The sequence below is a fragment of the Streptomyces qinglanensis genome (assembly GCF_900111245.1).
GTDB classification, from domain to species: Bacteria; Actinomycetota; Actinomycetes; order Streptomycetales; family Streptomycetaceae; genus Streptomyces; species Streptomyces qinglanensis.
In genome coordinates this window covers 822,347-843,605 of record NZ_FOGO01000001.1, presented here as the reverse complement: position 1 = coordinate 843,605, position 21,259 = coordinate 822,347, and the positions used below count along the sequence as shown (strand labels likewise).

The window sequence follows — 21,259 nt, the reverse complement described above, 5'->3', positions numbered from 1 at the left end:
CCCTACCTCCCAGTGCGCTTCGAGTGCTTCTTGTGCACGGCCTGCCTGCTGACCCCGAGGGCCGCGCCGATCTCGTCCCAGGACCACCCCTGGCGGCGCGCGTTGCCGACCTGGAGTGCCTCCAGGTGCTCCGCGAGCCGCCGCAGTGCAGCAGCGGCCCGCAGGCCCACGGCCGGGTCGCCGTCCAGAGCGGCCCGGGCTGTGTGGACCGCCTCGTCGGCTCCGTCTGCTTCCGTTCCTGCCATGCTGTCAACGTAGGATGACATCTCTCGATTGTCAACCTTTGTTGACGGCACTGGTGGTGGCATCGCGGGGAAGGGTGATGCGGGTCGCCGGACGGAGCGGGTCCGGGCGCCGCCGGGCGGAGCGGCAGGCCGACCGGAGGGCCGCGCAGGTGCGGACGGACGAGAAGCGTGGATGGCACAGGGGGTGGCGCGGGCGCTGCTCGGGGCGGCGCGCACGGCTCTCGTGGAGCGCGCGAGCCGCGTGAGAGGAGGGGTTCCGCGCGCGAGCGGGGGGATGGCGCCCCGAACGGGTGACAAGGGTGGCGGCCCGACGCGGGGGCGAAAGGCCGTCGGGGAGCGCTGAACGGGGTGCCTGCTCGTACGGAGCGCCCCGACCGAGTTCCAGCTCGGAACGTTTCTGCTCGGTCGTGCTGAGGTGGGGCGGGTGGGACTCGAACCCACGGCCGACGGATTATGAGTCCGCTGCTCTAACCGGCTGAGCTACCGCCCCGTAACGGCGCACCGCGCACATCTGTGCGCGCCGTCTGCCGCAGCATAACCGTTCATAGGATCTGCCGCCCGCGCCGGGGGAGATCTACGCAGGTGAGGACCCCGAATCAAGGGTGATTGGTTCCAGTTCGCGGCCAACTTCGTTGCGAAGCAGGGAAGAACGCCCTGCGCCGGGCTCACGGGTGCAGTGGCGGCACACGAAAAGGGCCCCTGGGGAGGGGCCCTTTCGAGTGGTGCTCCCGCGACTGGACTCGAACCAGTAACCTGCCGGTTAACAGCCGGCTGCTCTGCCGATTGAGCTACACGGGACCGTCTCGTCGGTCGCACTCCGGAACCCCGGGGTGCTCCCTTGCGGTGAGGAATACATTAGCGCATGCCAGGGGGTGCTCCGAAATCGGTATTGCCGCCGCCCGAACGCGGTACCCCTGAGGCACCCCGGTGGCTGCCGCAGTCCCCGGGTACCGGCAGCAGGACCACCAGCCGAGAGAAGGGGCAAGCTATGCGCTACCGGCTCACATTCGTGTCCGGACTGGCCATCGGCTACGTGCTCGGCGCCCGCGCGGGACGCGAGCGCTACGAGCAGATCAGGAAGGGCGTGCGGAGGATCGCGGAGAACCCGGCGGTGCGCAACGCGGGAGAGGCGGCGGCGCTCAGCAGCCGGCAGGCGGCGGCAAAGGCCGCCGACGCCGTCCAGGGCCGGCTCCCCTCCTCGGTGGCCGACCGGGTCCGCACGGCCCGCGACTACCGTGCCCGGGCCGGCAGCGACTGGGGCGCCGAAGCGCACTGAGGCCGCTCGGCCGGCCCTTCCGGGGGCCGCCGCGGGAGAAGCAGTCCGGGGGAGGACGGGAGCGGTCGTGGCCGCGCCCGTCCTCCCCCGGCGTGCGGAGGGGCACCCCGGGCCGGTGTGCGGGTGCCCGCTACACCGGGATGCGGCCCCGGCCCGCGGCGCTCTCCAGCAGCGGGGCCAGCAGGTCGCCGTACTCCTCGATCCGCCGCGGCAGGTCGGTGCCGAGGAAGACCAGGTCCTCCGGCCGGTCGGCGGCGGCCAGCTCGGCCCACGTCAGCGGGGTGGAGGCGGTCGGCCGCTGCTTGGCGCGCAGCGTGTAGGGCGCTGCCGTGGTCTTGGCCTGGTTGTTCTGCGACCAGTCGACGAAGACCTTCCCCGGCCGCAGATCCTTGGCCATCTTGCTGACCGCATGGTCGGGCAGTTCCGCCTCGGCCTGCTGGGCGAGCCGCTTCGCGTACGCCGAGACCCGGTCGGAGGGGGTGCGCTCGATCGCCGCGATCAGGTGCAGGCCCTTGGAGCCGGAGGTCTTGGGCAGCAGGGTGATCCCGTCGTCGGCCACCCGTTCGCGCAGCCAGTCGGCGAGCCGGCGGCAGTCCAGGATGTCGGCGCCCTCCCCCGGGTCGAGGTCGAAGACCAGCCGGTCCGCCTCGGCCTGGTGGTCGGACTGCCACTGCGGGGTGTGCAGCTCGAGCGCGGCCAGATTGGCCGCCCAGACCAGCGTCGCCTCGTCCTGGATGAGGACCTGGTTCAGCGGCGTCCTGCTCACCACCGTGATCTTGCGCGTCGTCACCCAGTCGGGGGTGCCGGGCGGAACGTGCTTGGTGAAGAACTTCTCGCCCTCCACGCCGTCCGGGAAACGCAGGAAGGAGAGGGGGCGTCCGTCGAGGTGGGGCAGCAGGACATCGGCGACGGCGGCGTAATAGCGGATCGCCTCGCCCTTGGTGAAACCCGTCGCCGGATAGAGCACCTTGTCGAGGTTGCTGAGGGCCAGACGGTGGCCCCCGATCTCCGTGTGCGGCATAACCTGAGAGTCCCATAGAAGGGACAAAGTATGCGTTCAATCTGGAAAGGGGCCATTTCCTTCGGGCTGGTCTCGATCCCGATCAAGGTGGTGGCGGCCACCGAGAACCACAGCGTCTCCTTCCACCAGGTCCACACGGTCGACCAGGGCCGCATCCGGTACCGCAAGGTGTGCGAGCTGGACGAGGCGGAAGTGCCGCGTGAGGAGATCGGCCGGGGCTTCGAGACCGAAGAGGGCCGCACCATGCTGCTGACCGACGACGACATGGCGGCCCTCCCGCTGCCCACCGCCAGGACCGTGGAGATCCTCGGCTTCGTCCCCGCCGAGGAGATCGACCCCATCCAGCTCGACCGCTCCTACTACCTGGCCGCCGACGGCAAGCGCGCCGACAAGCCGTACGTCCTGCTGCGCGAGGCGCTGAAGCGCTCCGGCAAGGTCGCCGTCGCCAAGCTGGCCCTGCGGGCCCGGGAGAGTCTCGGGATGCTGCGCGTCTACGAGGACGCGCTGGCGCTGCACACGATGCTGTGGCCCGACGAGATCCGCTCGGTCAGCGGCGTCGCACCCGAGGAGGAGGTCACGGTGCGGGACGCCGAGCTCGACCTCGCGGACACCCTCATGGAGACCCTCGGCGAGCTGGACTGGGGCGATCTGCGCGACGAGTACCGGGAGGCGCTGGAAGAGCTCGTCCGGGCGAAGGCGGAGGGCGCCGAGCCGCCGCCCGAGGAACTGCGCCGCCGCGCCGAGGCGGGCGGCGGCAAGCTGGTGGACCTGATGTCCGTGCTGGAGCGCAGCGTCCAGGAGGCCAGGAGCGGGCACGCGGAGGGCGAGGCGACCGTACACGCGCTCTCGGACCGCCGGAAGGGGACGGGCGAGCGGGCGGCGTCCGGGCGGAGCGGCGGCAAGGGGGGCAGGTCCGGCGCCGCGGGGTCCGGCGCGAAGCCGGCCGCCCGCAAGAGTCCGGCCAAGAAGACCGCGGCGAAGAAGACCGCTGCCAAGAAGACCGGCACCAAGAAGGCTGCCGCCGCCGAGAAGTCGGCCGGGACGGCCGGGGCGAAGAAGACCGCCGCGGGCAAGACCGCCGCGAAGAAGTCCGCGCGTCCCCGCAAGAGCGCCTGACCGGGCGCATCAGGGTGCACCAGGGCACACCATCCCTGTGCGCTCAGCCGCCGGGCGGGCGGACCGCGACGGGCACCGGTACCGGTCGAGGTCGGGGGTCCGTCCGCACGCGCCTCCGGTACGCCCTGCATCCTGCATCCCGCATCCGGCATCCCGCATCCCGCCTCCGGCCGTCGAGGCGGGACGCGCAGCGCCGGATCTGCCGGCCGGATGACCAGGCCCCTGGCGGTGCCGGCCGCCAGCGGCCCACTCCGCGCTGTCCTTCGCCCGGTGCCCGCTGCGCCGGTCCGGCCGCCCGGCGGGAGCGGCCGGACCGGCGGACCCGGCCTGCCGGGCGGATCGTCGCCCCTCCGGGAACGCGGGGACGGCGCGCCAGGCACGGGGCGCGGGATCAGCGGACGACGTCGAACACGTTCTTCTGCAGACCGTTGGCGTATGCCTCGTGCTCGACCAGCTTCAGCTTCTGGGTGTCCTTGTCCGTGGTGCTGAACAGCCGCTTCCCCGCGCCGAGCAGCAGCGGGAAGACCAGCAGGTGGTAGCGGTCGATCAGGTCGGCGTCCGAGAGTGCCTGATTCAGGGAGGCGCTTCCGTGGAGGATGATCGGGCCGCCCTCGGTCCGCTTCAGTGCGGCGACGTCGTCGAGCGAGCGGAGGATCGTCGTCTCGCCCCAGTTCTCCACCAGATCCTCCTCGCCGAGCGTGGTGGAGACGACGTACTTCGGCAGCACCTTGTAGTCGGCGAAGTCCTCCATGTCGGGCCACACCGGGCTGAACGCCTCGTAGCTGGTCCGCCCCATCAGCATGGCGGCGGCCTCTTTCTGCTCCCGGATCTTGATGTCGAAGGCCGCGGGGACGAACTCGATGTCCTTGAAGGTCCATCCGGCGTTCCGGTAACCGGGCTCCCCGCCCGGGGCCTCCACGACGCCGTCGAGCGATATGAAGGCGGTGCTGATCAGGGTGCGCATCTCAGGTCCTCGGTGTCTCGTGTCGGTTCTCGGCGGATCGGTGCGAGGCCCTCACCGCTCGCGGTTGCTGCCACACCGTTCATGGATCCAGACCGCCGTCTGTGGAGAAACTTATCGGCCTGTCGCACATTCTTTTCAGTAAATTTCGGTGACCCGGACCGTCGACCGACATTCCCTCCCGTACCGCCCCCGCGCCGGCCGCGCGGTCCGGCCCACCGGATGTGTGCTCCCGGTCGGCAGGCGCCGCTCACCACCCGGTGCGGCGCTCCATGCGGGTCCCCGCGATCCGCGCGAACGCCATGATGTCGCTGGGCTCCTCCACGGTGATGCGGTGCCAGCGCCCGCGCGGGACGACGCAGGCGGTGCCCGGGCCCAGCCGGGCCGCCAACTCCCCGTCCGGGTCCCGCGGATCGGTCTCGCCGCGGAAGTGGACCCGCACCGCGCCGGTCAGCACGCACATCACCTCCTCGCCGTCCGTGTGGCACTCCCACGACTCGGGGTGTGCGTCCGCGTCGCTGTCGACATGCAGGGTCACCACCGTCCAGCCGTCGAGGTCCGGGGACATCCGGCGCTCCTCGGCCCGGGCGTCGCCGTCGGGTCCGAGCCGGATCATGGAGGAGAACAGGTCCACCGCGGTCATGGTCGCCACCCCTTCATCGAGTACGGTGTACGTGATGACAGTGGACCACGTACGGCGTACGTGGTCAAGGGAAGGCCGGGACGGCCAGTGGCCGGAGACGGCCGGGAAGGCGGACGCCCGGTGCCCGCACCGAAGAAGTTCAGCAGGGACCAACTCGCCTCGGCGGCTCTGGAGCTGGCCGACGACAGGGGACTGGACGCCCTCTCGATGCGCGCTCTCGCCGCGCGGCTGGGCACCGGTCCGATGACGCTCTACAACTACGTGGACGGCCGGGAGGGGCTGGAGTCGCTGGTGATCGAAGCCGTCGTCCGGCACGCCGCCTATCCGGCGGAACCCGCCGCCGACTGGCGCGAGGAGGTGCGGGTCCTCGCCGAGTCCTACTGGGTGACCGTCCGCCGCCACCCCCAGGTGGTGCCGCTGATCGTGGCACGCCGCACGACGGACGAACCGACCCTGGCCTTCGGGGAGCGGATGCTGGAGGCGCTGGCCAGGGGCGGCCGGTCGGGGCGGGACCTGCTGGTGGCCTTCCGGCTGGTGGTCGGGTTCGTCATCGGCTTCGCGCAGAGCGAGTCGGGGGCCGCCTCCCTGCGCCTGTCCGGCGGCTCGGCCGACGAGGTGATCGAGCGCGGGCGGACGCTCCCGGAGGAGCGCTATCCGCGGGTGGTGGAGATCGCCACGGCCGCGGCCGAGGGCGACCGCCTGGAGGAGTTCCGGGCGGGGCTCGACCTGCTGGTGGCCGGGCTCAGTGCGCGGTCCCGCCCAGCATCCGCCTGAGCAGGTCGCGCAGCAGTCTGCGTTCGGCCGGGGTGAGCTCCTGGAGGGGTTCCCCCGCGAAGTCCAGTTCGCCGCGCAGCCGGGTCGCGGTGGCGTGGCCCTCCTCGGTGGCGGCGGCGACCTTCACTCGGCGGTCGGCGGGGTCGGGTCTGCGCTCGACCAGGCCCCGCGCCTCCAGTCGGTCGACTATCCCCGTCACGTTCGAGGGCTCGCACTTGAGGTGGCGGGCGAGCTGCCGCATCGGAGTGGGCCGGTGCGACAGCAGGGTGAGGACCCGCGCCTGGGCGCCGGTCAGCGCGTGCTCGGCGGCGGCCAGCTCGTACTCCTCGTGGTACCGCGCGACCACCGTGCCGATCAGCTCGGCCACCTCGACGCACAGCGCGTCCGGGGCGCGACCGTCTCCTCCTGCCATGCGACCAGCCTAGCGGGCGATGCTTGACAACATGAAATATCCAGCCGCATGGTTGTTTCAGTACCTGAAGCAATTCTGGAGGACAGCGTGACCTCATCCGTATCCCCCGACTCCGCCGCGAACCGGATTCCGGCCACCGGGCGGGCCTGGCACCTGACCGCCCGGCCGCAGGGCTGGCCCACCACGGACGACTTCGCGCTGCGGGAGGAGCCGGTCCGGGCTCCGGCCGAGGGGCAGATCCTGGTGCGCAACATCCATCTGTCCGTGGACCCGTACATGCGCGGCAGGATGAGCTCGGCGAAGTCCTATGCGGACCCCTACAAGCTGAACGAGCCCATGACCGGTGGCGCCATCGGTGTCGTCCTCGCCTCCGAGGACCCCGCCTTCGCGCCCGGCGACCACGTGCTGCACGATCTGGGCTGGCGCGAGTACGCCACGCTCCGGGCCAAGTACGCCACCAAGGTCGACCCGGAGGCGGCTCCGCTCTCCACCTACCTCGGTGTGCTGGGCATGCCGGGTCTGACGGCGTACGCGGGCCTGCTGCGGGTGGCCGGCTTCCAGCCCGGTGACGCCGTCTTCGTCTCCGGCGCGGCGGGCGCGGTCGGCAGCGAGGTGGGCCAGATCGCCCGGTTGAAGGGCGCCTCCCGGGTGATCGGTTCGGCCGGCTCCGACGAGAAGGTCAAGGTCCTCACCGACGAGTACGGCTTCGACGCGGCCTTCAACTACAAGCACGGCCCGGTCGCCGAGCAGCTCAGGGAGGCGGCGCCGAGCGGAATCGACGTCTACTTCGACAACGTCGGCGGCGAGCACCTCGAGGCCGCGATCGACGCCATGAACCTGCACGGCCGGATCGCGGTGTGCGGGATGATCTCGCAGTACAACGCCACCGAACCGACCCCCGCGCCGCGCAATCTGGCCCAGATCATCGCCAAGCGGTTCCGGATGGAGGGGCTGCTGGTCATGGACCACTTCGACCTCCAGCAGCAGTTCGTCGACGAGGTGGCCCCCTGGATCCGCTCCGGGGAGCTGAAGTACCGGGAGACCGTGGTCGAGGGCATCGACAACAACCTGGAGGCATTCCTGGGCCTGCTGCGCGGGGAGAACGTCGGCAAGATGATCGTCACCCTCGGCGACTGAGCCGCCGGGCACGGGCCGGGCGGGGCCCAGTCGGCACGGCCGGACCCGGCCCGGCCCCGCGGCCCCGGTCGGGCTCGGCCGGGCTCCCTGCACCGCCCCCGGACCGAGCGCCTACCCTGGGCACCGCACCGGAGGGAACCTGGGCGCGAGTTCCCCCGGTCGTGCCATCAACAGGAGGAAATCCATGGCGATACAGCCGATCGACGTCAAGTACACCGCCGTCGCCACCGCGGAGAACGGCCGCGACGGCCGCGTGGCCAGCGACGACGGCCAGCTCGACGTCGTCGTCAACCCGCCGCGCGCGATGGGCGGCAGCGGTGCGGGCACCAACCCCGAGCAGCTCTTCGCCGCGGGGTACAGCGCCTGCTTCCAGGGCGCGCTCGGCGTCGTGGCCCGCAAGGAGGGCGCCGACATCTCCGGCTCGACCGTGACCGCGGAGGTCGGCATAGGCAACACCCCGGACGGCGGCTTCGGCCTCACCGTGAGCCTGCGGGCCACCATTCCGAACGTGGACGAGGCCACGGCCAAGGACCTGCTCGAGAAGGCCCACCAGGTCTGCCCGTACTCCAACGCCACGCGCGGCAACATCGAGGTCACCCTGCAGACCGCCTGATCCGGCGGTCGGGCTGCGGAGCGCCGCCGAACCGGCGGCGCTCCGCAGCCCGGACAGGACAGGCCCGGAGAGTGCCGGGCCGGCCCTGGCAGGCCGGAACCCCGCCGGGAATCCGGCCGTGTCCGGGATCCGGGCCCGGCGGCTCAGGAGCGCGCTGCGGAGAGCGGCGCGCCCGGTGAGGGCCTGCGTCTCGCGGCGGCCTCCCCCGGGCACCGGCCAGCTCGTCCGACGGGGCCGTTCACCTCATCCTCGCTCGGTGGGACGCCGTGCGGTGATCTCCTCGTACGCCAGCTCGGCCAGACTGCGCTGGCCCTTCTTGCTGGGGTGGAACCAGTCCCAGTTGCTCAGCTCGGCCTCGGTGAAGCGGTAGTCGAAGACCGCGCCGTTGTCGTAGCGGCAGCGCAGATCCTTGGCGCACTCCTGTTTGAGCACGGTGTTGTAGGCCACCACCCGGTCCTGGACCTCCTGTCGCCGCTCCCGGTCGGCGGCAGCCATCGACTGGGGGTCCTTGAGCATCGACTGGCAGATGCCCAGTCCCCACACCCGCTGCCCTATCGGGCTCTTCCTGCCCTCCTGCCACAGCCGCTTGAGGTTGGGCACGCTGGAGACGTAGACCTGCGCCTCGGGTGCGTCGCCGCGCAGCGCGCGCAGTCCCGCGCGGAAGTCGGTGCGGAAGTCCGCGACCGGGGTCATCCGCCCGGTCGTGCTGCGGCAGGCGTCGTTGGCGCCGCTCATGACGGTCACCAGGTCGGGCTTCCGGGCGGCGGCCCGGCGCATCTGCCCGGGCAGGTCGGCCATCACGGCACCGCTGGCCGCGTAGTTCCAGCTCGTCCCCTCGGGGTCGCCCAGCAGCCGCCGCGCGAGGCTGTCGACACCGGGTGCCGTGCCGGTGGCCCACGAGACCTCGGTGCAGTCGGCCAGCAGCGAACAGGCGTCGAAGCCGCGGGTGATGGAGTCGCCGACCGCGGCCAGGGAGTCCGGCTCGCGGTTCCAGATCTTCCGCGGGGTCGGTGAGGAGTGGGGGCGTGAGGAGCCGTCGGCGCGCTGCGCGCCGTGCTCGTCGCCTCCACCCGAGGAGTCGCCGCACGACACGGCGAGCACCAGGCCCGCTACGGTGATCAGTACGAAAGCGCAGATGGCGACGGTACGGGACCGTTTGCGTGCGGCGGGCTGCGCACGCGCCGAATGCGCGTTCCCCGGTTCGTGGCTCTCCGTCATCCGCCCCCCTGTTTCACCCGTGCCCGACCGACGGTACGTCACCCACCACGTGCCGCCGCGCGATAGCTTGTGCCGTGGTCGATGAGCGGTGGATCGATCGGCACGGCGACTGGTAAATATTACCTCGCGTCACTTCCTGTCCCTTTCAGGGAGAATTGAGCGCAATGGTGTTTACTATTCGTAACCTCGGGAGCTGGTAGGGAAGTGACCGGTGGTGCAAAATGTCAGGCGCTTTCCCGGCGCGTGACCGGTAGGTGATCGAGGCCGCCCGGTGGCGACCCTCGGAGCGCACTGGAGGTCCCGGTGACGACACGTGGAGTTCTGTACGTCCACTCGGCGCCCCGCGCCCTGTGCCCGCACGTCGAGTGGGCGGTCGCGGGTGTGCTGGGCGCGCGCGTCAACCTCGACTGGATCAGACAGCCCGCCTCTCCCGGCACCTGGCGGGCCGAATTCTCCTGGCAGGGAGATCCCGGCACTGCCTCCAAACTCGCCTCCGCGCTGCGCGGCTGGCACCTGCTCCGGTTCGAGGTGACGGCCGAGCCGTGCGCGGCGGCCGAGGGGGAGCGCTACAGCGCCACCCCGGACCTCGGCATCTTCCACGCGGTCACCGGCATGCACGGCGACATCCTCATCCCCGAGGACCGGCTGCGCGCGGCCGTCGCCCGCGCGGGGCGCGGGGAGAGCGACCTGGAAGCGGAGATCTCCCGCCTGCTGGGCAAGCCCTGGGACGACGAACTGGAGCCGTTCCGCTACGCCGGCGAGGGCGCTCCGGTCCGCTGGCTGCACCAGGTGGTCTGACGCGGCCGGATGCCCTTCCGTGGCGGCCGCGGGTGCCCGGCAGGAGGCCGCGGCGCGTGCCGTTCGCCGGAAGCCGGATGCCGTGCATGCGCGCCGCCTGCCCTCGTGCGGGCTCGAACGCCTACCGTTCCGGCATGTCGTACGAAACCTCTGTCGCGGTGCTCGGCACCGGCACCATGGGGGCCGCCATGGCCCGCAACCTGTCCTCGGCCGGGCTCACGGTCCGCGCCTGGAACCGCACCCACGGCCGGGCCGAGCCGCTGGCCGCGCACGGCGTCGGCGTCGCGGAGGAGGCGGCCGAGGCGGTGCGCGGCGCCGGTACCGTCCTGACCTCCCTGCACGACGGTCCCGCCGTGCTGGACGCCATGCGCGCCGCCGCCCAGGGCCTGTCCGAGGGCACCGTGTGGCTCCAGACCAGCACCGTCGGGCCGGACGGGCTGGGGCCGCTGATCGAGTTCGCCCGGGCACAGGGCCTGCGTTTCCTGGATGCTCCCGTGCTCGGCACCAAGGCACCCGCCGAGGCGGGCGAGCTGACCGTGCTGGTGTCCGGCGCGTCGGACGACCCCGAAGTGCGCGAGCGCGCGGCTCCGGTCCTCGACGCCATCGGCGCCCGGACCCTGTGGCTCGGGGCGGAACCCGGTGCCGCCAGCCGCCTCAAGCTGGTCGTCAACAACTGGGTCCTCACCCTCATCAACGGCACCGCGGAGACGCTTGCGCTCGCCGAGGGTCTCGGCGTCGATCCCGACGCGTTCCTCGGTGCCGTCGCGGGCGGCCCGCTGGACGCCCCGTATCTGCAGGCGAAGGCCCGGCTCGTCCTGGAGGGCGCCTACGAGGCGAGTTTCCCGCTCTCCGGCGCCCGCAAGGACGCCGAGCTCATCGCCCGGGCGGCCCGGGAGAACGGGGTGCGGCTCGATGCGGCACCTGCGGTGGCCGAGCGGCTGCGGCGCGCCGAGGCGCAGGGGCACGGCGGGGACGACGCGGTCGCCTCGTACTTCGCCAGCTACGAGGCGTCCGACTACGGCAGAGGCGATGCCCGGGGCTCGGCCTAGCGGCAGCCGGGCAGCTGGGCAGCCGGGCGGCCGGGCAGCACCGGAAGACGGGCGGGGGACAGCACAGGGGTGAGGGGCGGCCTCCGGGAAGGCCGCCCCTCACCCCTGTCGCGCCTGGACGCGGTCCGGGACCGCGCGCGGGATCACACCGTACGGAACGCCAGCACCACGTTGTGGCCGCCGAAGCCGAAGGAGTTGTTCAGCGCGGCGATCCGGCCCTCGGCCGGGAGTTCGCGGGCGGCATCGCGCACGATGTCGCCGTCCACCTCCGGGTCGAGGTTGTCGATGTTGATGGTCGGCGGCGCCGTGCGGTTGTGCAGCGCCAGCACCGTGGCCACCGTCTCGACACCGCCCGCGCCGCCGAGCAGATGCCCGGTCATCGACTTGGTCGCCGAGATGCTCATGTGGTCGACGTCGTCGCCGAACACCTTGCGCAGCGCCTTCAGCTCCGCCAGGTCGCCCTGCGGGGTCGAGGTCGCGTGCGCGTTGATGTGCATGACCTCGGCCGGGTCCAGGTCGGTGTTGGCGGCCAGGTGCTGCAGCGCGTGCGCGATGCCGTTGCCCGAGGGCTCCGGCTGCACGATGTCGTGGCTGTCGGCGGAGATGCCCTGGCCCACCGCCTCGGCGTAGACCCGGGCCCCGCGCCGCCGCGCGTGCTCGGCCGACTCCAGCACGATCACCCCGGCGCCCTCGCCGAGCACGAACCCGTTGCGGTCCACGTCGAAGGGGCGGGAGGCGCCCTGCGGGTTCTCGTTGTTCTTGGACATCGCCATCATGTTGCCGAACGCGACGATCGGCAGCGGGTGGATGGCCGCCTCGGTACCGCCCGCGACGACGATGTCGGCGCGGCCGGTGCGGATCATCTCGATCGCGTACCCGACCGCCTCGGAGCCGGAGGCGCAGGCGCTGACCGGGGTGTGCACCCCGGCCCTGGCGTTGACCTCCAGGCCCACGTTGGCCGAGGGGCCGTTCGGCATCAGCATCGGCACCGTGTGCGGCGAGACGCGGCGGACGCCCTTCTCGCGCAGCACGTCGTACTGGTCCAGCAGCGTGGTCACGCCGCCGATCCCGGACGCCACCACGGCGCCCAGCCGGTCCGGGTTGACGGAGGCGTCCTCGCCGGCCCGGGCCGTGAAGCCCGCGTCGGCCCACGCCTCGCGTGCCGCGATCAGCGCGAACTGCGCCGAGCGGTCCAGCCGCCTGGCCTGGGGGCGGGGGATGACCTCGCTCGGGTCGACCGCGGCCCGTGCCGCGATCCGTACCGGCAGGTCGGCGGCCCACTCCTCCTCGAGGAGCGCCGCGCCCGAGCGCCCGGCGACGAGCCCTTGCCAGGTCGATGCGCTGTCGCCACCCAGCGGTGTGGTTGCGCCGATACCGGTGACGACCACGGAGTGATTGGTCGCGTTCACTGGAATTCTCTCCACGGTAGGGGGTGACTCGTTTGAGCCACCCGCATGCCGGGTGGCGACAAACGCGTCAACGGATGTCTCAGCTCTGGTGCTTGAGGATGTAGTCGGTCGCGTCGCCGACGGTCTTGAGGTTCTTGACGTCGTCGTCCGGGATCTTCACGCCGAAGCGCTCCTCGGCGGCGACGACCACCTCGACCATGGACAGCGAGTCCACGTCCAGGTCGTCCGTGAAGGACTTCTCGAGCTGGACGTCCTCGGCCGGGATACCGGCGATCTCGTTCACGATCTCGGCGAGGCCCGAGACGATCTCTTCCTGAGTGGCGGCCATTGCGGCGCTCCTTCGTGTAGCGGTGAGTCCGCAGCGCCCGACCCTGTCGTACGGGGCTGCTCGGATCTTGACTAGGGGAGAGTAACGACCGTGGCGGCGTAGACGAGACCCGCCCCGAAGCCGATGACGAGGGCGGTGTCGCCGCTCTTCGCCCTCCCGGTCGCCAGCAGCCGCTCCATCGCCAGCGGGATGGAGGCAGCCGAGGTGTTGCCCGTGGTCTCCACGTCCCGGGCGACCGTGACGTGTTCGGGCAGCTTGAGAGTCTTCACCATCGAGTCGATGATCCGCATGTTGGCCTGGTGCGGGATGAAGACGTCCAGGTCCTCGGGGGTTATCCCGGCGGCGTCCAGGGCCTGCTGCGCGACCTTGGCCATCTCGAAGACGGCCCAGCGGAAGACCGTCTGGCCCTCCTGGCGCAGGGCGGGGAACTTCACCGAGCCGTCCTCGCTCAGCGGAAGCTGTGCGACGTCGCCGACCCGGAAGCCGTCCCAGGGGACGGTCTGCGAGATGACGTCCCGCTTGTCGCCCTCCGAGCCCCAGATCGAGGGACCGAAACCGGGCTCGTCCGACGGGCCGACGACGACGGCTCCGGCACCGTCCCCGAACAGGAACGCCGTGGAGCGGTCGGTCAGGTCGGTCAGGTCGGAGAGCCGCTCGGCGCCGACCACCAGCACATGCCGCGCGCTGCCCTCGACGATCAGGCTCTTGGCCAGAGTGAGTCCGTAGCCGAAGCCGGCGCAGCCCGCGTTGATGTCGAAGGCCGCCGCCTTGCCCGCGCCCATTCGGTCGGCGATCTCGGTGGCCACCGCCGGGGTCTGCTTGAAGTGCGAGACGGTCGAGATGATGACCGCGTCCACCTGGTCGGGAGTGACTCCGGCGTCCGCGACGGCCTTGCCCGCGGCCTCCAGGGTCATCTCGGCGACCGTCTCCTCCGGGCCCGCCCAGTGCCGGGTCGCGATGCCCGAACGGGAGCGGATCCACTCGTCGGAGGAGTCGATGTGCTTGAGGATCTCCTCGTTCGGTACCACCCGGGTCGGCCTGTATCCGCCGACGCCGAGAATGCGCGCATACGGCGAGCCCTGCGCGGGCTTGATCTTCGCGGTCATGCTTCTCGGGCTCCTTGGAGGTCAGGCGGACGTGTGGGCGGCGACGAGATCCCGTGCCGCGGCGAGGTCGTCGGGCGACTTCAGCGCCAGCGTCCGTACGTCCGGCAGGGCGCGCTTGGCCAGGCCGGTCAGGGTGCCGCCGGGGCACAGTTCGATCAGCGCCGTGGCGCCCAGCCGCTGGAACGTCTCCATGCACAGGTCCCAGCGCACCGGCGCGGAGATCTGGTGCACCAGCCGGCGTACGACGTCCGCGCCCGACTCCACGACTTCGCCGTCGAAGTTGGAGACGTAGCGGGTGACCGGTGCGCCCGGTGTCACGTCCGCGACGGCCGCCTCCATGGCGGGCAGCGCGCTCGCCATGTGGTCGGTGTGGAAGGCCCCGGCCACCTTCAGCGGGATGACCCGCGCCTTCTCGGGGCGGTCGGCGGAGAGCGCCGCGAGCTGCTCGGCGGTACCGGCGGCCACGACCTGGCCCGCGCCGTTCATGTTCGCGGGGGTCAGACCGTGCTTCTCCAGGTGCCCGGCGACCACGTCCGGGTCCCCGCCCAGCACGGCGGACATCCCGGTCTCGGCAGCGGCGGCGGCCTCGGCCATCGCCGCCCCCCGGGCGCGGACGATGCGCAGCGCCTCCAGCGGGCTGAGCACCCCGCTCAGCGCCGCGGCGGCCAGTTCGCCGACGCTGTGTCCGGCGAAGGCGCCGACGGCGGCGGCCCGGCCGGGTGCGTCCTGCGCGGGGCCGGCCGCCAGCAGCGCGTCGCCGGACAGCAGGGCGGTGGCCACCAGCAGCGGCTGGGCCACGGACGTGTCCCGGATCGCGTCGGCGTCGGCCTCGGTGCCGTAGTGCACCAGGTCCAGGTCGATGGCGGCGGACCACCGGGCCAGCCGGTCGGCGGCGCCGGGGAGTTCGAGCCAGGGGGTCAGCAGGCCAGGCTTCTGGGCGCCTTGGCCGGGAGCGACGAGTACGAGCACTCTTTCACTCTCTCCTGTGGACACGGGTCTCGGCCGGTGGGGACCGAGACGAAGAACGGGGAGGGTAATTGTGGACCCTCGACAAAAGGTGCCCGTCAGCTTACGGCTGACCTCCGAAGTCGGCGAGACGCCCCAGGATCAGTGCGACACGCAGAGTGAATGCCGACCGGACATCCGACGGAGACCACCCGGTGACGTCCGTCACACGTCGTAGCCGGTAGCGGACGGTGTTGGGATGCACGAACAGCATCCGTGCCGCGCCTTCCAGGCTACTCGCCTGCTCCAGATAGACGCTGAGCGTCTCCAGCAGCGCAGATCCGGCCTCCTCCAACGGTCTGTAGATCTCCTCCACCAACAGCTCCCGCGCGACCGGGTCGCCCGCCATCGCGCGCTCCGGCAGCAGGTCGTCCGCGAGGACCGGACGGGGAGCGTCCGGCCAGGCGGCGCACGCCTTCAGGCCCGCCATCGCCGCCTGTGCCGAGCGCGTCGCGGCCAGCAGGTCGCCCACCACCGGTCCGGCGACCACCGGCCCCGCCGCGAACGGCCCGATCAGCGACTTGGCCGCCTTCAGCGGATCGTCCGACCCTCCGGCGATCACCACCAGGCGGCTGCCGAGCACCCCGGTGAGCACCTGCAGCTTCGCCTGCCGGGAGGCGCGCCGGATGGCCTCGACGGTCAGTTCGCTGTCGCCGTCCGGCGCGGTTCCCAGGACCACGGCCACATGCTCGGGGGAGTTCCAGCCCAGTGCCGCGGCCCGGGAGACGGCACCCTCGTCCGCCTCGCCGGAGAGCACCGCGTTGACGACGAGCGACTCCAGCCGGGCGTCCCATGCGCCGCGCGCCTCGGCGGCCTGCGCGTACACCTGCGCGGTCGCGAACGCGATCTCCCGCGCGTACACCAGCAGCGCCTCGCGCAGCACCGCCTCGTCGCCGGGCGCGGCCACCTCGTCGATCGCCGCCTCGACGACCTCGATCGTGGTGCGGACCATCTCCACGGTCTGCCGCAGGGTGATCGCGCGCGTCAGTTCCCGCGGCGCGGTGCCGAACACGTCGGTGCTGATGGCCTGCGGCGTCTCCGGGTGCCGGAACCACTCGGTGAAGGCCGCGATGCCCGCCTGCGCGACCAGGCCGATCCAGGAGCGGTTCTCCGGCGGCATGGCGCGGTACCAGGGAAGCTGCTCGTCCATCCGCGCGATGGCGGCGGCGGCGAGTTTCCCGGAGGACTGTTCCAGACGGCGAAGGGTGGCCAGATGGGGGTGCTGGGGTGGTGGATCTGAGGCTTCGGGCACGGGACAAGCCTGCCTTACCGGATGCCCGTACCGGGCGCGGGGGCGCGAGGGGCCGGCGAAGGATCCGAGCTCGGGCCCTTCTCCTCGCCCCCGGCCGAGGAGCGCGATGGGGCGTGCGCCGGCTCCGGCGCACGGCGCATCCCGCCGCCCGCACGCCGGCCGAGGGCCGTGCCCTGCCCGGCGGCTCCGCGGCTACCGTGGGGCGCATGACACAGGTTGTGTGGCGGGCCGAGGACAGGTATCGGGGCGGTGACGCGGGCGCCGGGATCGACACCCGGCACGCCTTCTCCTTCTCCGGTTTCTACGACCCGGGCAACACCGGCTTCGGCCTGCTGGTGGCCTGCAACGAGGAGCGGCTCGCACCGGGTGCCGGATTCGACACGCACCCGCACCGCGATGTGGAGATCGTCACCTGGGTCGTCGAGGGCGAGCTGGAGCACACCGATTCCGCCGGGCACGCCACCGTGGTGCGCCCCGGTGACGTGCAGCGGCTCGGCGCCGGCAGCGGTGTGCGGCACAGCGAACGCAACGCGGGCACTGATGAGCTGCGCTTCGTCCAGATGTGGCTGGTTCCGGGCGTGTTCGGCACCGCACCCGAGTACGAGGTGGTGCGGGGCATCGCGGACAGCACCCCGTTCGCGCTGCCGCGCACCGAGGCCGTGCTGCACGTGCGCCGCCTCGCCGACGGGGAGCGCGCTGCGGTGCCCGACGCGGCCTACTGCTACGTCCATGTCGCGCGCGGCCGCGTGCTGCTGGACGGCACGGCACTGGACGGTACGGCGCTGAACGGCACGACGCCGGACGGGCCGGTGCTGGGGGAGGGCGACGCGGCGCGCCTGACCGGACAGCGGGCGGGCCGGGAACTGCGTGCCGAGGGCGGGGCCGAACTGCTGCTGTGGGAGATGCACGCGGAGCCCGCCTACGGCTGAGCCTCCTCCCGCCTGCCGGCCGAGTCCCCGCACCACGGCGTGCGGCCTCCTGCCGCATACGCTCTCCCGCGTACGCCGTCGCGTGGGGTCCTCCCGCGTACGCGGTGGTGCGTATGCCGCCTCAGCCCGCCAACTCGGCCAGCACCGCGTCGGTGAACGGTGTCCACGCCTCCACGGCCCAGGGCCCGAAGTCCCGGTCGGTCAATACCACGCAGGCCGCGCCGGCCCGCGGGTCGACCCACAGGAACGTGCCGGACTGGCCGAAGTGTCCGAAAGTGCCGGGTGCGGACGTCTCGCCCGTCCAGTGCGGGGACTTGGCGCCGCGGATCTCGAACCCCAGGCCCCAGTCGTTCGGCTTCTGATGACCGTAGCCGGGCAGCACCCCGCTGAGCCCGGGGAAGACCACCGAGGTCGCCTGCCGCACCGTGGAGGGGTCCAGCAGCGTGGGGGACTGCAGTTCGGCGGCGAAACGGGTCAGGTCGGCCAGGGTGGAGAAGCCGTCCTTGGCGGCCGAGCCGTCCAGTTCGGTGCCCGCCATGCCCAGCGGATCGAGCACGCCCTCGCGCAGATACTGCGGGAAGGGCATCTCGGTCGCTTTGGCGAGATGGTCGGCCAGTGCTTCGAATCCCGCGTTCGAGTAGATCCGGCGGGTGCCGGGCTCGGCCATGGTCCGGGGTTCGTCGAAGGCCAGCCCCGAGGTGTGCGCCAGCAGGTGCCGCACCGTCGACCCTTCGGGTCCGGCAGGTTCGTCCAGTTCGACGGCGCCCTCCTCCAGCGCCATCAGCGCCGCGTAGGCGGTCAGCGGCTTGGTGACCGAGGCCAGCGCGAAGCGCTGCGCGGCCGGGCCGCGGGTCCCGGCCACGGTCCCGTCGGCGCGTACGACGGCCGCCGCGGCTGTGGGCACCGGCCAGGTCTCGATCATCCGCAGGCTGTCCATGGCACCGAGCCTAACGGCGCCGAAGTGCCGACGATTCCCCCCTTGCTTCGAGCGCACTCCAAGTCCGTAGCGTTCACTTGTGACCATGACGCAGCCGGAGGAACCGCCGACATCGCAGCCCCGGACCCCGGCGCGGTGCGCCGAGGCCCCCCGCACCGGCCGACAGGCCGACGGGCCGCAGCGCTACACCATCAGCGAGGCCGCGGAGCTGAGCGGACTGAGCGCGCACACCCTGCGCTGGTACGAGCGGATCGGTCTGATGCCGCATGTGGACAGGTCCCACACCGGCCAGCGCCGCTTCTCCGACCGGGATCTGAACTGGCTGGATCTGGTCGGCAAACTCCGGCTGACCGGGATGCCCGTGGCGGACATGGTGCGCTACGCGGACATGGTGCGTCAGGGCGAGCAGACATTCGGCGAGCGCAAGGCCCTCCTGGAGGCCACCCGCCAGGACGTGCTCGCCCGGATCGCCGAACTGCACGGCACGCTCGAGGTCCTCGACTACAAGATCGACCACTACTCGCGCAGCACCGGCGATCTCCCGGCGACCCGCGCGGTCATGGCCTCGGCCACCGCTGACGCAGCCGAGGCCCGATCCGCCCGATCCGCCCGCTCCGCGGCCGACGCGTAGCCGCGGTCCTCGCTCCGTGGTGCCGGGGCGGGGCGCGCGCGCAGTCGCGGCCCGCCCCGGTGCCCTGCGCCCAGCGCCCGGGCCGTGTGCGCCTCGTCCGGTGTCCGGCCGCCCGCCCCGTGCGTACCCGACCGGCGCGCGCCTGCCCGCCCGGTGCGCGGACCATCCGCCCGCCGCTCACCCGGCACGTGGACCTCAACGGGCGTCGGCGCACTCCCGGGAGGCGGGGGCGCACCGGACCGTGCCGTAGGCACGCAGTGCGATCGAGGCGAAGTTGTCCAGCGAGTCGGTGCCCGGCTTCAGATAGCCGCTGTGCCCGTCGGCGTCGGCCGCGGTGACGACACGGGCTCCGAACCCGGGGTCCGCGGGGTCGGTGCCGTGGCCCAGGCCGAGCACCCGCACGTGCGGCACGCGGCCGATCCAGTCCTCGGCGGCACGTGCCGCCCACACCGGCACCCGGGTGTGCAGGTCCGCCACCGAGCCGGCCCGCATTCCCGGGGAGCCGAAGACGATCAGCCCGGCGGCCTCGGACCGGTCGAGCCGGGACGCGGCCCGTCCGCACACGACCGATCCGTAGCTGTGGCACAGCACCGCGGGTGCCGGTGCCCCGGTCCGCTTCAGCCCGGCCAGGAAGCGCACCAGCCGCGGTGCCCCGGCCTCCGCGAGCTTTCCCGTCGCGGCGTCCGGGCCCAGGCCGACCGGCGTGGTGTAGCCGACCCAGGCGACGACGGCGCTGCGGGTGTGCGGGGCGCGCCGCACCATCCGGTCGTGCAGCGCGGCGGCCATCCCGGCGGGCCTGCCGTAGCGGTTCTCGCCGCCGCGGTCGAAGTCGGCCAGGTCGATGTCGGAGCCGGGGACGACGACCGCGGTCCGGGTGGCGTGCGCGAGGTCTCCGAAGACCTCGGCGATCTGGCCCCGGCCGCGCGGATCGAAGGCGAGGATCTGCCGTCCGGGAGCGAGCAGCCGGGCGTACCGCCGGACCTTCTCCCGGGCCTGCCGGTGGTCCTCCCGGGTCAGCCCCTCCGCCGTTGCCCGCGCCGACTGTCTCCGCTGCTCCCGCTTGAGCGCCAGCCGGTTCGCCTGATATCTGACACGCAAGGGGACGCCGTCCAGATTTCCCACCGTCATCGGATGGCGCCGCACCAGCCCCCGCCGTTCGTTTCCGCTCAGCTCCGCGAAGAATCCGGCGACCCGTTCGGGGCTCGCCGTTGCGGGGTCCGGCAGCGTGCGCCCCAGCGCACTGTCTGCGCGCCAGGCGGCGGCACCCGGTGCGGGCCCGGTCACCGGCGTCTGCTCCGTTCCGCTGGTGACTCCGACCGTGGTGGCCAGCACCGCTCCCACCAGCGGGGCGACGAGCAGAGCACGCGTGCGGCGGCGCTTCATGGGCCTGTCCCTCCTCCCGCCGCCCGCGGAGTCTCCGGAGGCGGCAGAAGGAGCGTGCGGCTCCGGTCGTCCGCGGGGCGTCACACTGCGGAGCCAACCGGCGGATGCTACCGGGGTAGGGGGTGGGCGCAGGGTGCGTGGAACCCGCGCGCGGAGAGCCGGTGGAGTCCCGGGCCGGAGTCCCGGGCCGGAGTCCCGGGACCGCTGGGGCCGCGGGCCGGTGTGCGGCGGCGGGCCGGTGTGCGGTCGCGGGCCCGCGACCGCCGCGGGGCGGCGGAGCTACCGGTCGCCCGGCGTGACCAGTCCCGACTCGTAGGCGAAGACGACGGCCTGGGCCCGGTCGCGCAGTCCCAGCTTGGCGAAGACGCGGCTCACATGGGTCTTCACCGTCTGCTCGGCCAGTACGAGAAACTCGGCGATCTCGGTGTTGGACCGTCCGCGGGCCACGAGTTCCAGCACTTCGGTCTCCCGCTCGGTGAGTGCCTTCAGCCGCAGTGCGGACGCCGGGGCGCGCCCCCGCCGCGATCCGTTCCCGGACCGCTGCCGGGCGAACTCGGCGATCAGCCGCCGGGTCACGGAGGGCGCCAACAGGGCCTCGCCCTCGGCGACCACCCGCACCGCGGCGATCAGATCGGCCGGCGGCGCGTCCTTGAGCAGGAACCCGCTGGCACCCAGCCGCAGCGCCTCGTACACGTAGTCGTCCACGTCGAACGTGGTCAGCATCAGCACCTTGGGCCGGTGGGTGACGCCCGGCGGCGGGTCGAGGAGCTGCTCGGCCGCCTCCAGGCCGTTCAACCGCGGCATCCGGACATCCATCAGCACCACGTCGGGGTGGGTGCGGCGGCACAGCTCGACGCCGGCCGCGCCGTCGGGCGCCTCGCCCACCACGTCGATGTCGCTCTGGGCGGCCAGCAGCGCGGCGAATCCCGCCCGGACCATGGCCTGGTCGTCGACGATGACCAGGCGGGTCACCCGGCCGGTCGGGGAAGCGCCGGACGCGCCGATGCCGTTCATGC

General features: G+C 72.5%; 23 protein-coding genes and 2 tRNA genes. 9 read left to right on the top strand and 16 right to left on the bottom strand.

The genetic code is table 11. From position 1 onward, the window contains the following. Positions 1 to 2: 2 nt before the first annotated feature. The 3 genes from BMX65_RS03695 to BMX65_RS03685 form a co-directional block, all read right to left on the bottom strand. Positions 3 to 245, bottom strand: coding sequence for a helix-turn-helix domain-containing protein (locus BMX65_RS03695; RefSeq protein WP_074998599.1), 243 nt, complete (start codon positions 243 to 245; stop codon positions 3 to 5). 416 nt (positions 246 to 661) lie between these two features. Beyond that, positions 662 to 735, bottom strand: a tRNA-Ile gene (locus BMX65_RS03690). A 235-nt stretch (positions 736 to 970) separates the two neighbouring features. Next, a tRNA-Asn gene (locus tag BMX65_RS03685) sits at positions 971 to 1,043 on the bottom strand. A 190-nt stretch (positions 1,044 to 1,233) separates the two neighbouring features. On the opposite strand from BMX65_RS03685, the gene BMX65_RS03680 reads away from it, so the two are divergent. Next, positions 1,234 to 1,521 carry a hypothetical protein gene (locus tag BMX65_RS03680; protein ID WP_074998598.1) on the top strand — a complete coding sequence of 96 codons (288 nt, stop codon included), beginning with the start codon at positions 1,234 to 1,236 and terminating at the stop codon, positions 1,519 to 1,521. Between the two features lie 130 nt (positions 1,522 to 1,651). Here the strand turns inward: BMX65_RS03680 and ligD are convergent, their stop codons facing one another. Further along, complete coding sequence (ligD, locus tag BMX65_RS03675; protein ID WP_074998597.1) at positions 1,652 to 2,542, bottom strand: non-homologous end-joining DNA ligase; 891 nt, start codon at positions 2,540 to 2,542, stop codon at positions 1,652 to 1,654. A gap of 30 nt (positions 2,543 to 2,572) precedes the next feature. Between ligD and ku the strand changes: the two genes are divergently transcribed. Continuing rightward, positions 2,573 to 3,658: a non-homologous end joining protein Ku gene (gene ku, locus BMX65_RS03670; protein ID WP_074998596.1), complete on the top strand. Its 1,086-nt coding sequence runs from the start codon at positions 2,573 to 2,575 to the stop codon at positions 3,656 to 3,658. 391 nt (positions 3,659 to 4,049) lie between these two features. Here ku and BMX65_RS03665 read toward each other — a convergent pair whose 3' ends face one another. Further along, entirely contained in the window at positions 4,050 to 4,622 is a 573-nt protein-coding gene (locus BMX65_RS03665) for a dihydrofolate reductase family protein (RefSeq protein ID WP_074998595.1), read from the bottom strand. Between the two features lie 247 nt (positions 4,623 to 4,869). Beyond that, positions 4,870 to 5,262, bottom strand: a complete 393-nt coding sequence (locus BMX65_RS03660; RefSeq protein WP_074998594.1) for a cupin domain-containing protein — start codon at positions 5,260 to 5,262, stop codon at positions 4,870 to 4,872. A 120-nt stretch (positions 5,263 to 5,382) separates the two neighbouring features. Here BMX65_RS03660 and BMX65_RS03655 point away from each other — a divergent pair, with 120 nt between their 5' ends. Further along, a complete protein-coding gene (locus tag BMX65_RS03655) occupies positions 5,383 to 6,036 on the top strand; it encodes a TetR/AcrR family transcriptional regulator (protein WP_074998807.1) in 654 nt (217 codons plus the stop codon). On the opposite strand, the gene BMX65_RS03650 is transcribed toward BMX65_RS03655, so the two are convergent. Continuing rightward, entirely contained in the window at positions 6,005 to 6,448 is a 444-nt protein-coding gene (locus BMX65_RS03650) for a MarR family winged helix-turn-helix transcriptional regulator (RefSeq protein ID WP_074998593.1), read from the bottom strand. The two genes, BMX65_RS03655 and BMX65_RS03650, sit on opposite strands and share 32 nt — an antisense overlap. 87 nt (positions 6,449 to 6,535) lie before the next feature. Here BMX65_RS03650 and BMX65_RS03645 point away from each other — a divergent pair, with 87 nt between their 5' ends. Then, complete coding sequence (locus BMX65_RS03645; RefSeq protein WP_177214177.1) at positions 6,536 to 7,585, top strand: NADP-dependent oxidoreductase; 1,050 nt, start codon at positions 6,536 to 6,538, stop codon at positions 7,583 to 7,585. 184 nt (positions 7,586 to 7,769) lie between these two features. After that, positions 7,770 to 8,198, top strand: coding sequence for an organic hydroperoxide resistance protein (locus BMX65_RS03640; protein WP_074998592.1), 429 nt, complete (start codon positions 7,770 to 7,772; stop codon positions 8,196 to 8,198). Between the two features lie 243 nt (positions 8,199 to 8,441). On the opposite strand, the gene BMX65_RS03635 is transcribed toward BMX65_RS03640, so the two are convergent. Next, complete coding sequence (locus BMX65_RS03635; protein WP_074998591.1) at positions 8,442 to 9,416, bottom strand: SGNH/GDSL hydrolase family protein; 975 nt, start codon at positions 9,414 to 9,416, stop codon at positions 8,442 to 8,444. 303 nt (positions 9,417 to 9,719) lie between these two features. Between BMX65_RS03635 and BMX65_RS03630 the strand changes: the two genes are divergently transcribed. Continuing rightward, complete coding sequence (locus tag BMX65_RS03630) at positions 9,720 to 10,214, top strand: DUF3145 domain-containing protein (RefSeq protein ID WP_074998590.1); 495 nt, start codon at positions 9,720 to 9,722, stop codon at positions 10,212 to 10,214. A 134-nt stretch (positions 10,215 to 10,348) separates the two neighbouring features. After that, a complete protein-coding gene (locus tag BMX65_RS03625; protein WP_074998805.1) occupies positions 10,349 to 11,263 on the top strand; it encodes an NAD(P)-dependent oxidoreductase in 915 nt (304 codons plus the stop codon). A 143-nt stretch (positions 11,264 to 11,406) separates the two neighbouring features. Here the strand turns inward: BMX65_RS03625 and BMX65_RS03620 are convergent, their stop codons facing one another. The 5 genes from BMX65_RS03620 to BMX65_RS03600 form a co-directional block, all read right to left on the bottom strand. Beyond that, positions 11,407 to 12,672, bottom strand: a complete 1,266-nt coding sequence (locus BMX65_RS03620; RefSeq protein WP_074998589.1) for a beta-ketoacyl-[acyl-carrier-protein] synthase family protein — start codon at positions 12,670 to 12,672, stop codon at positions 11,407 to 11,409. A 79-nt stretch (positions 12,673 to 12,751) separates the two neighbouring features. Continuing rightward, positions 12,752 to 13,000, bottom strand: a complete 249-nt coding sequence (locus tag BMX65_RS03615; protein ID WP_074998588.1) for an acyl carrier protein — start codon at positions 12,998 to 13,000, stop codon at positions 12,752 to 12,754. A gap of 71 nt (positions 13,001 to 13,071) precedes the next feature. Further along, positions 13,072 to 14,106 (bottom strand): ketoacyl-ACP synthase III, encoded by a 1,035-nt coding sequence (locus tag BMX65_RS03610; RefSeq protein ID WP_069991263.1) that lies wholly within the window; start codon positions 14,104 to 14,106, stop codon positions 13,072 to 13,074. 21 nt (positions 14,107 to 14,127) lie between these two features. Next, positions 14,128 to 15,075, bottom strand: a complete 948-nt coding sequence (locus tag BMX65_RS03605) for an ACP S-malonyltransferase (RefSeq protein ID WP_074998587.1) — start codon at positions 15,073 to 15,075, stop codon at positions 14,128 to 14,130. A gap of 100 nt (positions 15,076 to 15,175) precedes the next feature. Further along, positions 15,176 to 16,363: a PucR family transcriptional regulator gene (locus tag BMX65_RS03600; RefSeq protein WP_074998586.1), complete on the bottom strand. Its 1,188-nt coding sequence runs from the start codon at positions 16,361 to 16,363 to the stop codon at positions 15,176 to 15,178. Positions 16,364 to 16,569: 206 nt separating this feature from the next. Between BMX65_RS03600 and BMX65_RS03595 the strand changes: the two genes are divergently transcribed. After that, the gene (locus BMX65_RS03595) at positions 16,570 to 17,292 is read left to right on the top strand and encodes a pirin family protein (RefSeq protein ID WP_074998804.1); all 723 of its coding nucleotides are present in this window, start codon (positions 16,570 to 16,572) and stop codon (positions 17,290 to 17,292) included. 121 nt (positions 17,293 to 17,413) lie between these two features. On the opposite strand, the gene BMX65_RS03590 is transcribed toward BMX65_RS03595, so the two are convergent. Continuing rightward, a complete protein-coding gene (locus BMX65_RS03590) occupies positions 17,414 to 18,229 on the bottom strand; it encodes a serine hydrolase domain-containing protein (RefSeq protein WP_074998585.1) in 816 nt (271 codons plus the stop codon). Between the two features lie 85 nt (positions 18,230 to 18,314). Here BMX65_RS03590 and BMX65_RS03585 point away from each other — a divergent pair, with 85 nt between their 5' ends. Beyond that, complete coding sequence (locus tag BMX65_RS03585; RefSeq protein WP_074998584.1) at positions 18,315 to 18,860, top strand: MerR family transcriptional regulator; 546 nt, start codon at positions 18,315 to 18,317, stop codon at positions 18,858 to 18,860. A 195-nt stretch (positions 18,861 to 19,055) separates the two neighbouring features. Here BMX65_RS03585 and BMX65_RS03580 read toward each other — a convergent pair whose 3' ends face one another. After that, positions 19,056 to 20,243 (bottom strand): alpha/beta hydrolase, encoded by a 1,188-nt coding sequence (locus BMX65_RS03580; protein WP_074998583.1) that lies wholly within the window; start codon positions 20,241 to 20,243, stop codon positions 19,056 to 19,058. A 279-nt stretch (positions 20,244 to 20,522) separates the two neighbouring features. Next, positions 20,523 to 21,257 carry a response regulator gene (locus tag BMX65_RS03575; protein WP_074998582.1) on the bottom strand — a complete coding sequence of 245 codons (735 nt, stop codon included), beginning with the start codon at positions 21,255 to 21,257 and terminating at the stop codon, positions 20,523 to 20,525. Positions 21,258 to 21,259 lie beyond the last annotated feature (2 nt).

Bases quoted from the DNA above. Each gene is read 5' to 3' on its own strand.
- BMX65_RS03695 (WP_074998599.1), bottom strand. From the start codon at position 245: ATGGCAGGAACGGAAGCAGACGGAGCCGACGAGGCGGTCCACACAGCC.
- BMX65_RS03680 (WP_074998598.1), top strand. From the start codon at position 1,234: ATGCGCTACCGGCTCACATTCGTGTCCGGACTGGCCATCGGCTACGTG.
- ligD (WP_074998597.1), bottom strand. From the start codon at position 2,542: ATGCCGCACACGGAGATCGGGGGCCACCGTCTGGCCCTCAGCAACCTC.
- ku (WP_074998596.1), top strand. From the start codon at position 2,573: ATGCGTTCAATCTGGAAAGGGGCCATTTCCTTCGGGCTGGTCTCGATC.
- BMX65_RS03665 (WP_074998595.1), bottom strand. From the start codon at position 4,622: ATGCGCACCCTGATCAGCACCGCCTTCATATCGCTCGACGGCGTCGTG.
- BMX65_RS03660 (WP_074998594.1), bottom strand. From the start codon at position 5,262: ATGACCGCGGTGGACCTGTTCTCCTCCATGATCCGGCTCGGACCCGAC.
- BMX65_RS03650 (WP_074998593.1), bottom strand. From the start codon at position 6,448: ATGGCAGGAGGAGACGGTCGCGCCCCGGACGCGCTGTGCGTCGAGGTG.
- BMX65_RS03640 (WP_074998592.1), top strand. From the start codon at position 7,770: ATGGCGATACAGCCGATCGACGTCAAGTACACCGCCGTCGCCACCGCG.
- BMX65_RS03635 (WP_074998591.1), bottom strand. From the start codon at position 9,416: ATGACGGAGAGCCACGAACCGGGGAACGCGCATTCGGCGCGTGCGCAG.
- BMX65_RS03625 (WP_074998805.1), top strand. From the start codon at position 10,349: ATGTCGTACGAAACCTCTGTCGCGGTGCTCGGCACCGGCACCATGGGG.
- BMX65_RS03615 (WP_074998588.1), bottom strand. From the start codon at position 13,000: ATGGCCGCCACTCAGGAAGAGATCGTCTCGGGCCTCGCCGAGATCGTG.
- BMX65_RS03610 (WP_069991263.1), bottom strand. From the start codon at position 14,106: ATGACCGCGAAGATCAAGCCCGCGCAGGGCTCGCCGTATGCGCGCATT.
- BMX65_RS03595 (WP_074998804.1), top strand. From the start codon at position 16,570: ATGACACAGGTTGTGTGGCGGGCCGAGGACAGGTATCGGGGCGGTGAC.
- BMX65_RS03590 (WP_074998585.1), bottom strand. From the start codon at position 18,229: ATGGACAGCCTGCGGATGATCGAGACCTGGCCGGTGCCCACAGCCGCG.
- BMX65_RS03585 (WP_074998584.1), top strand. From the start codon at position 18,315: ATGACGCAGCCGGAGGAACCGCCGACATCGCAGCCCCGGACCCCGGCG.
- BMX65_RS03580 (WP_074998583.1), bottom strand. From the start codon at position 20,243: ATGAAGCGCCGCCGCACGCGTGCTCTGCTCGTCGCCCCGCTGGTGGGA.
- BMX65_RS03575 (WP_074998582.1), bottom strand. From the start codon at position 21,257: ATGAACGGCATCGGCGCGTCCGGCGCTTCCCCGACCGGCCGGGTGACC.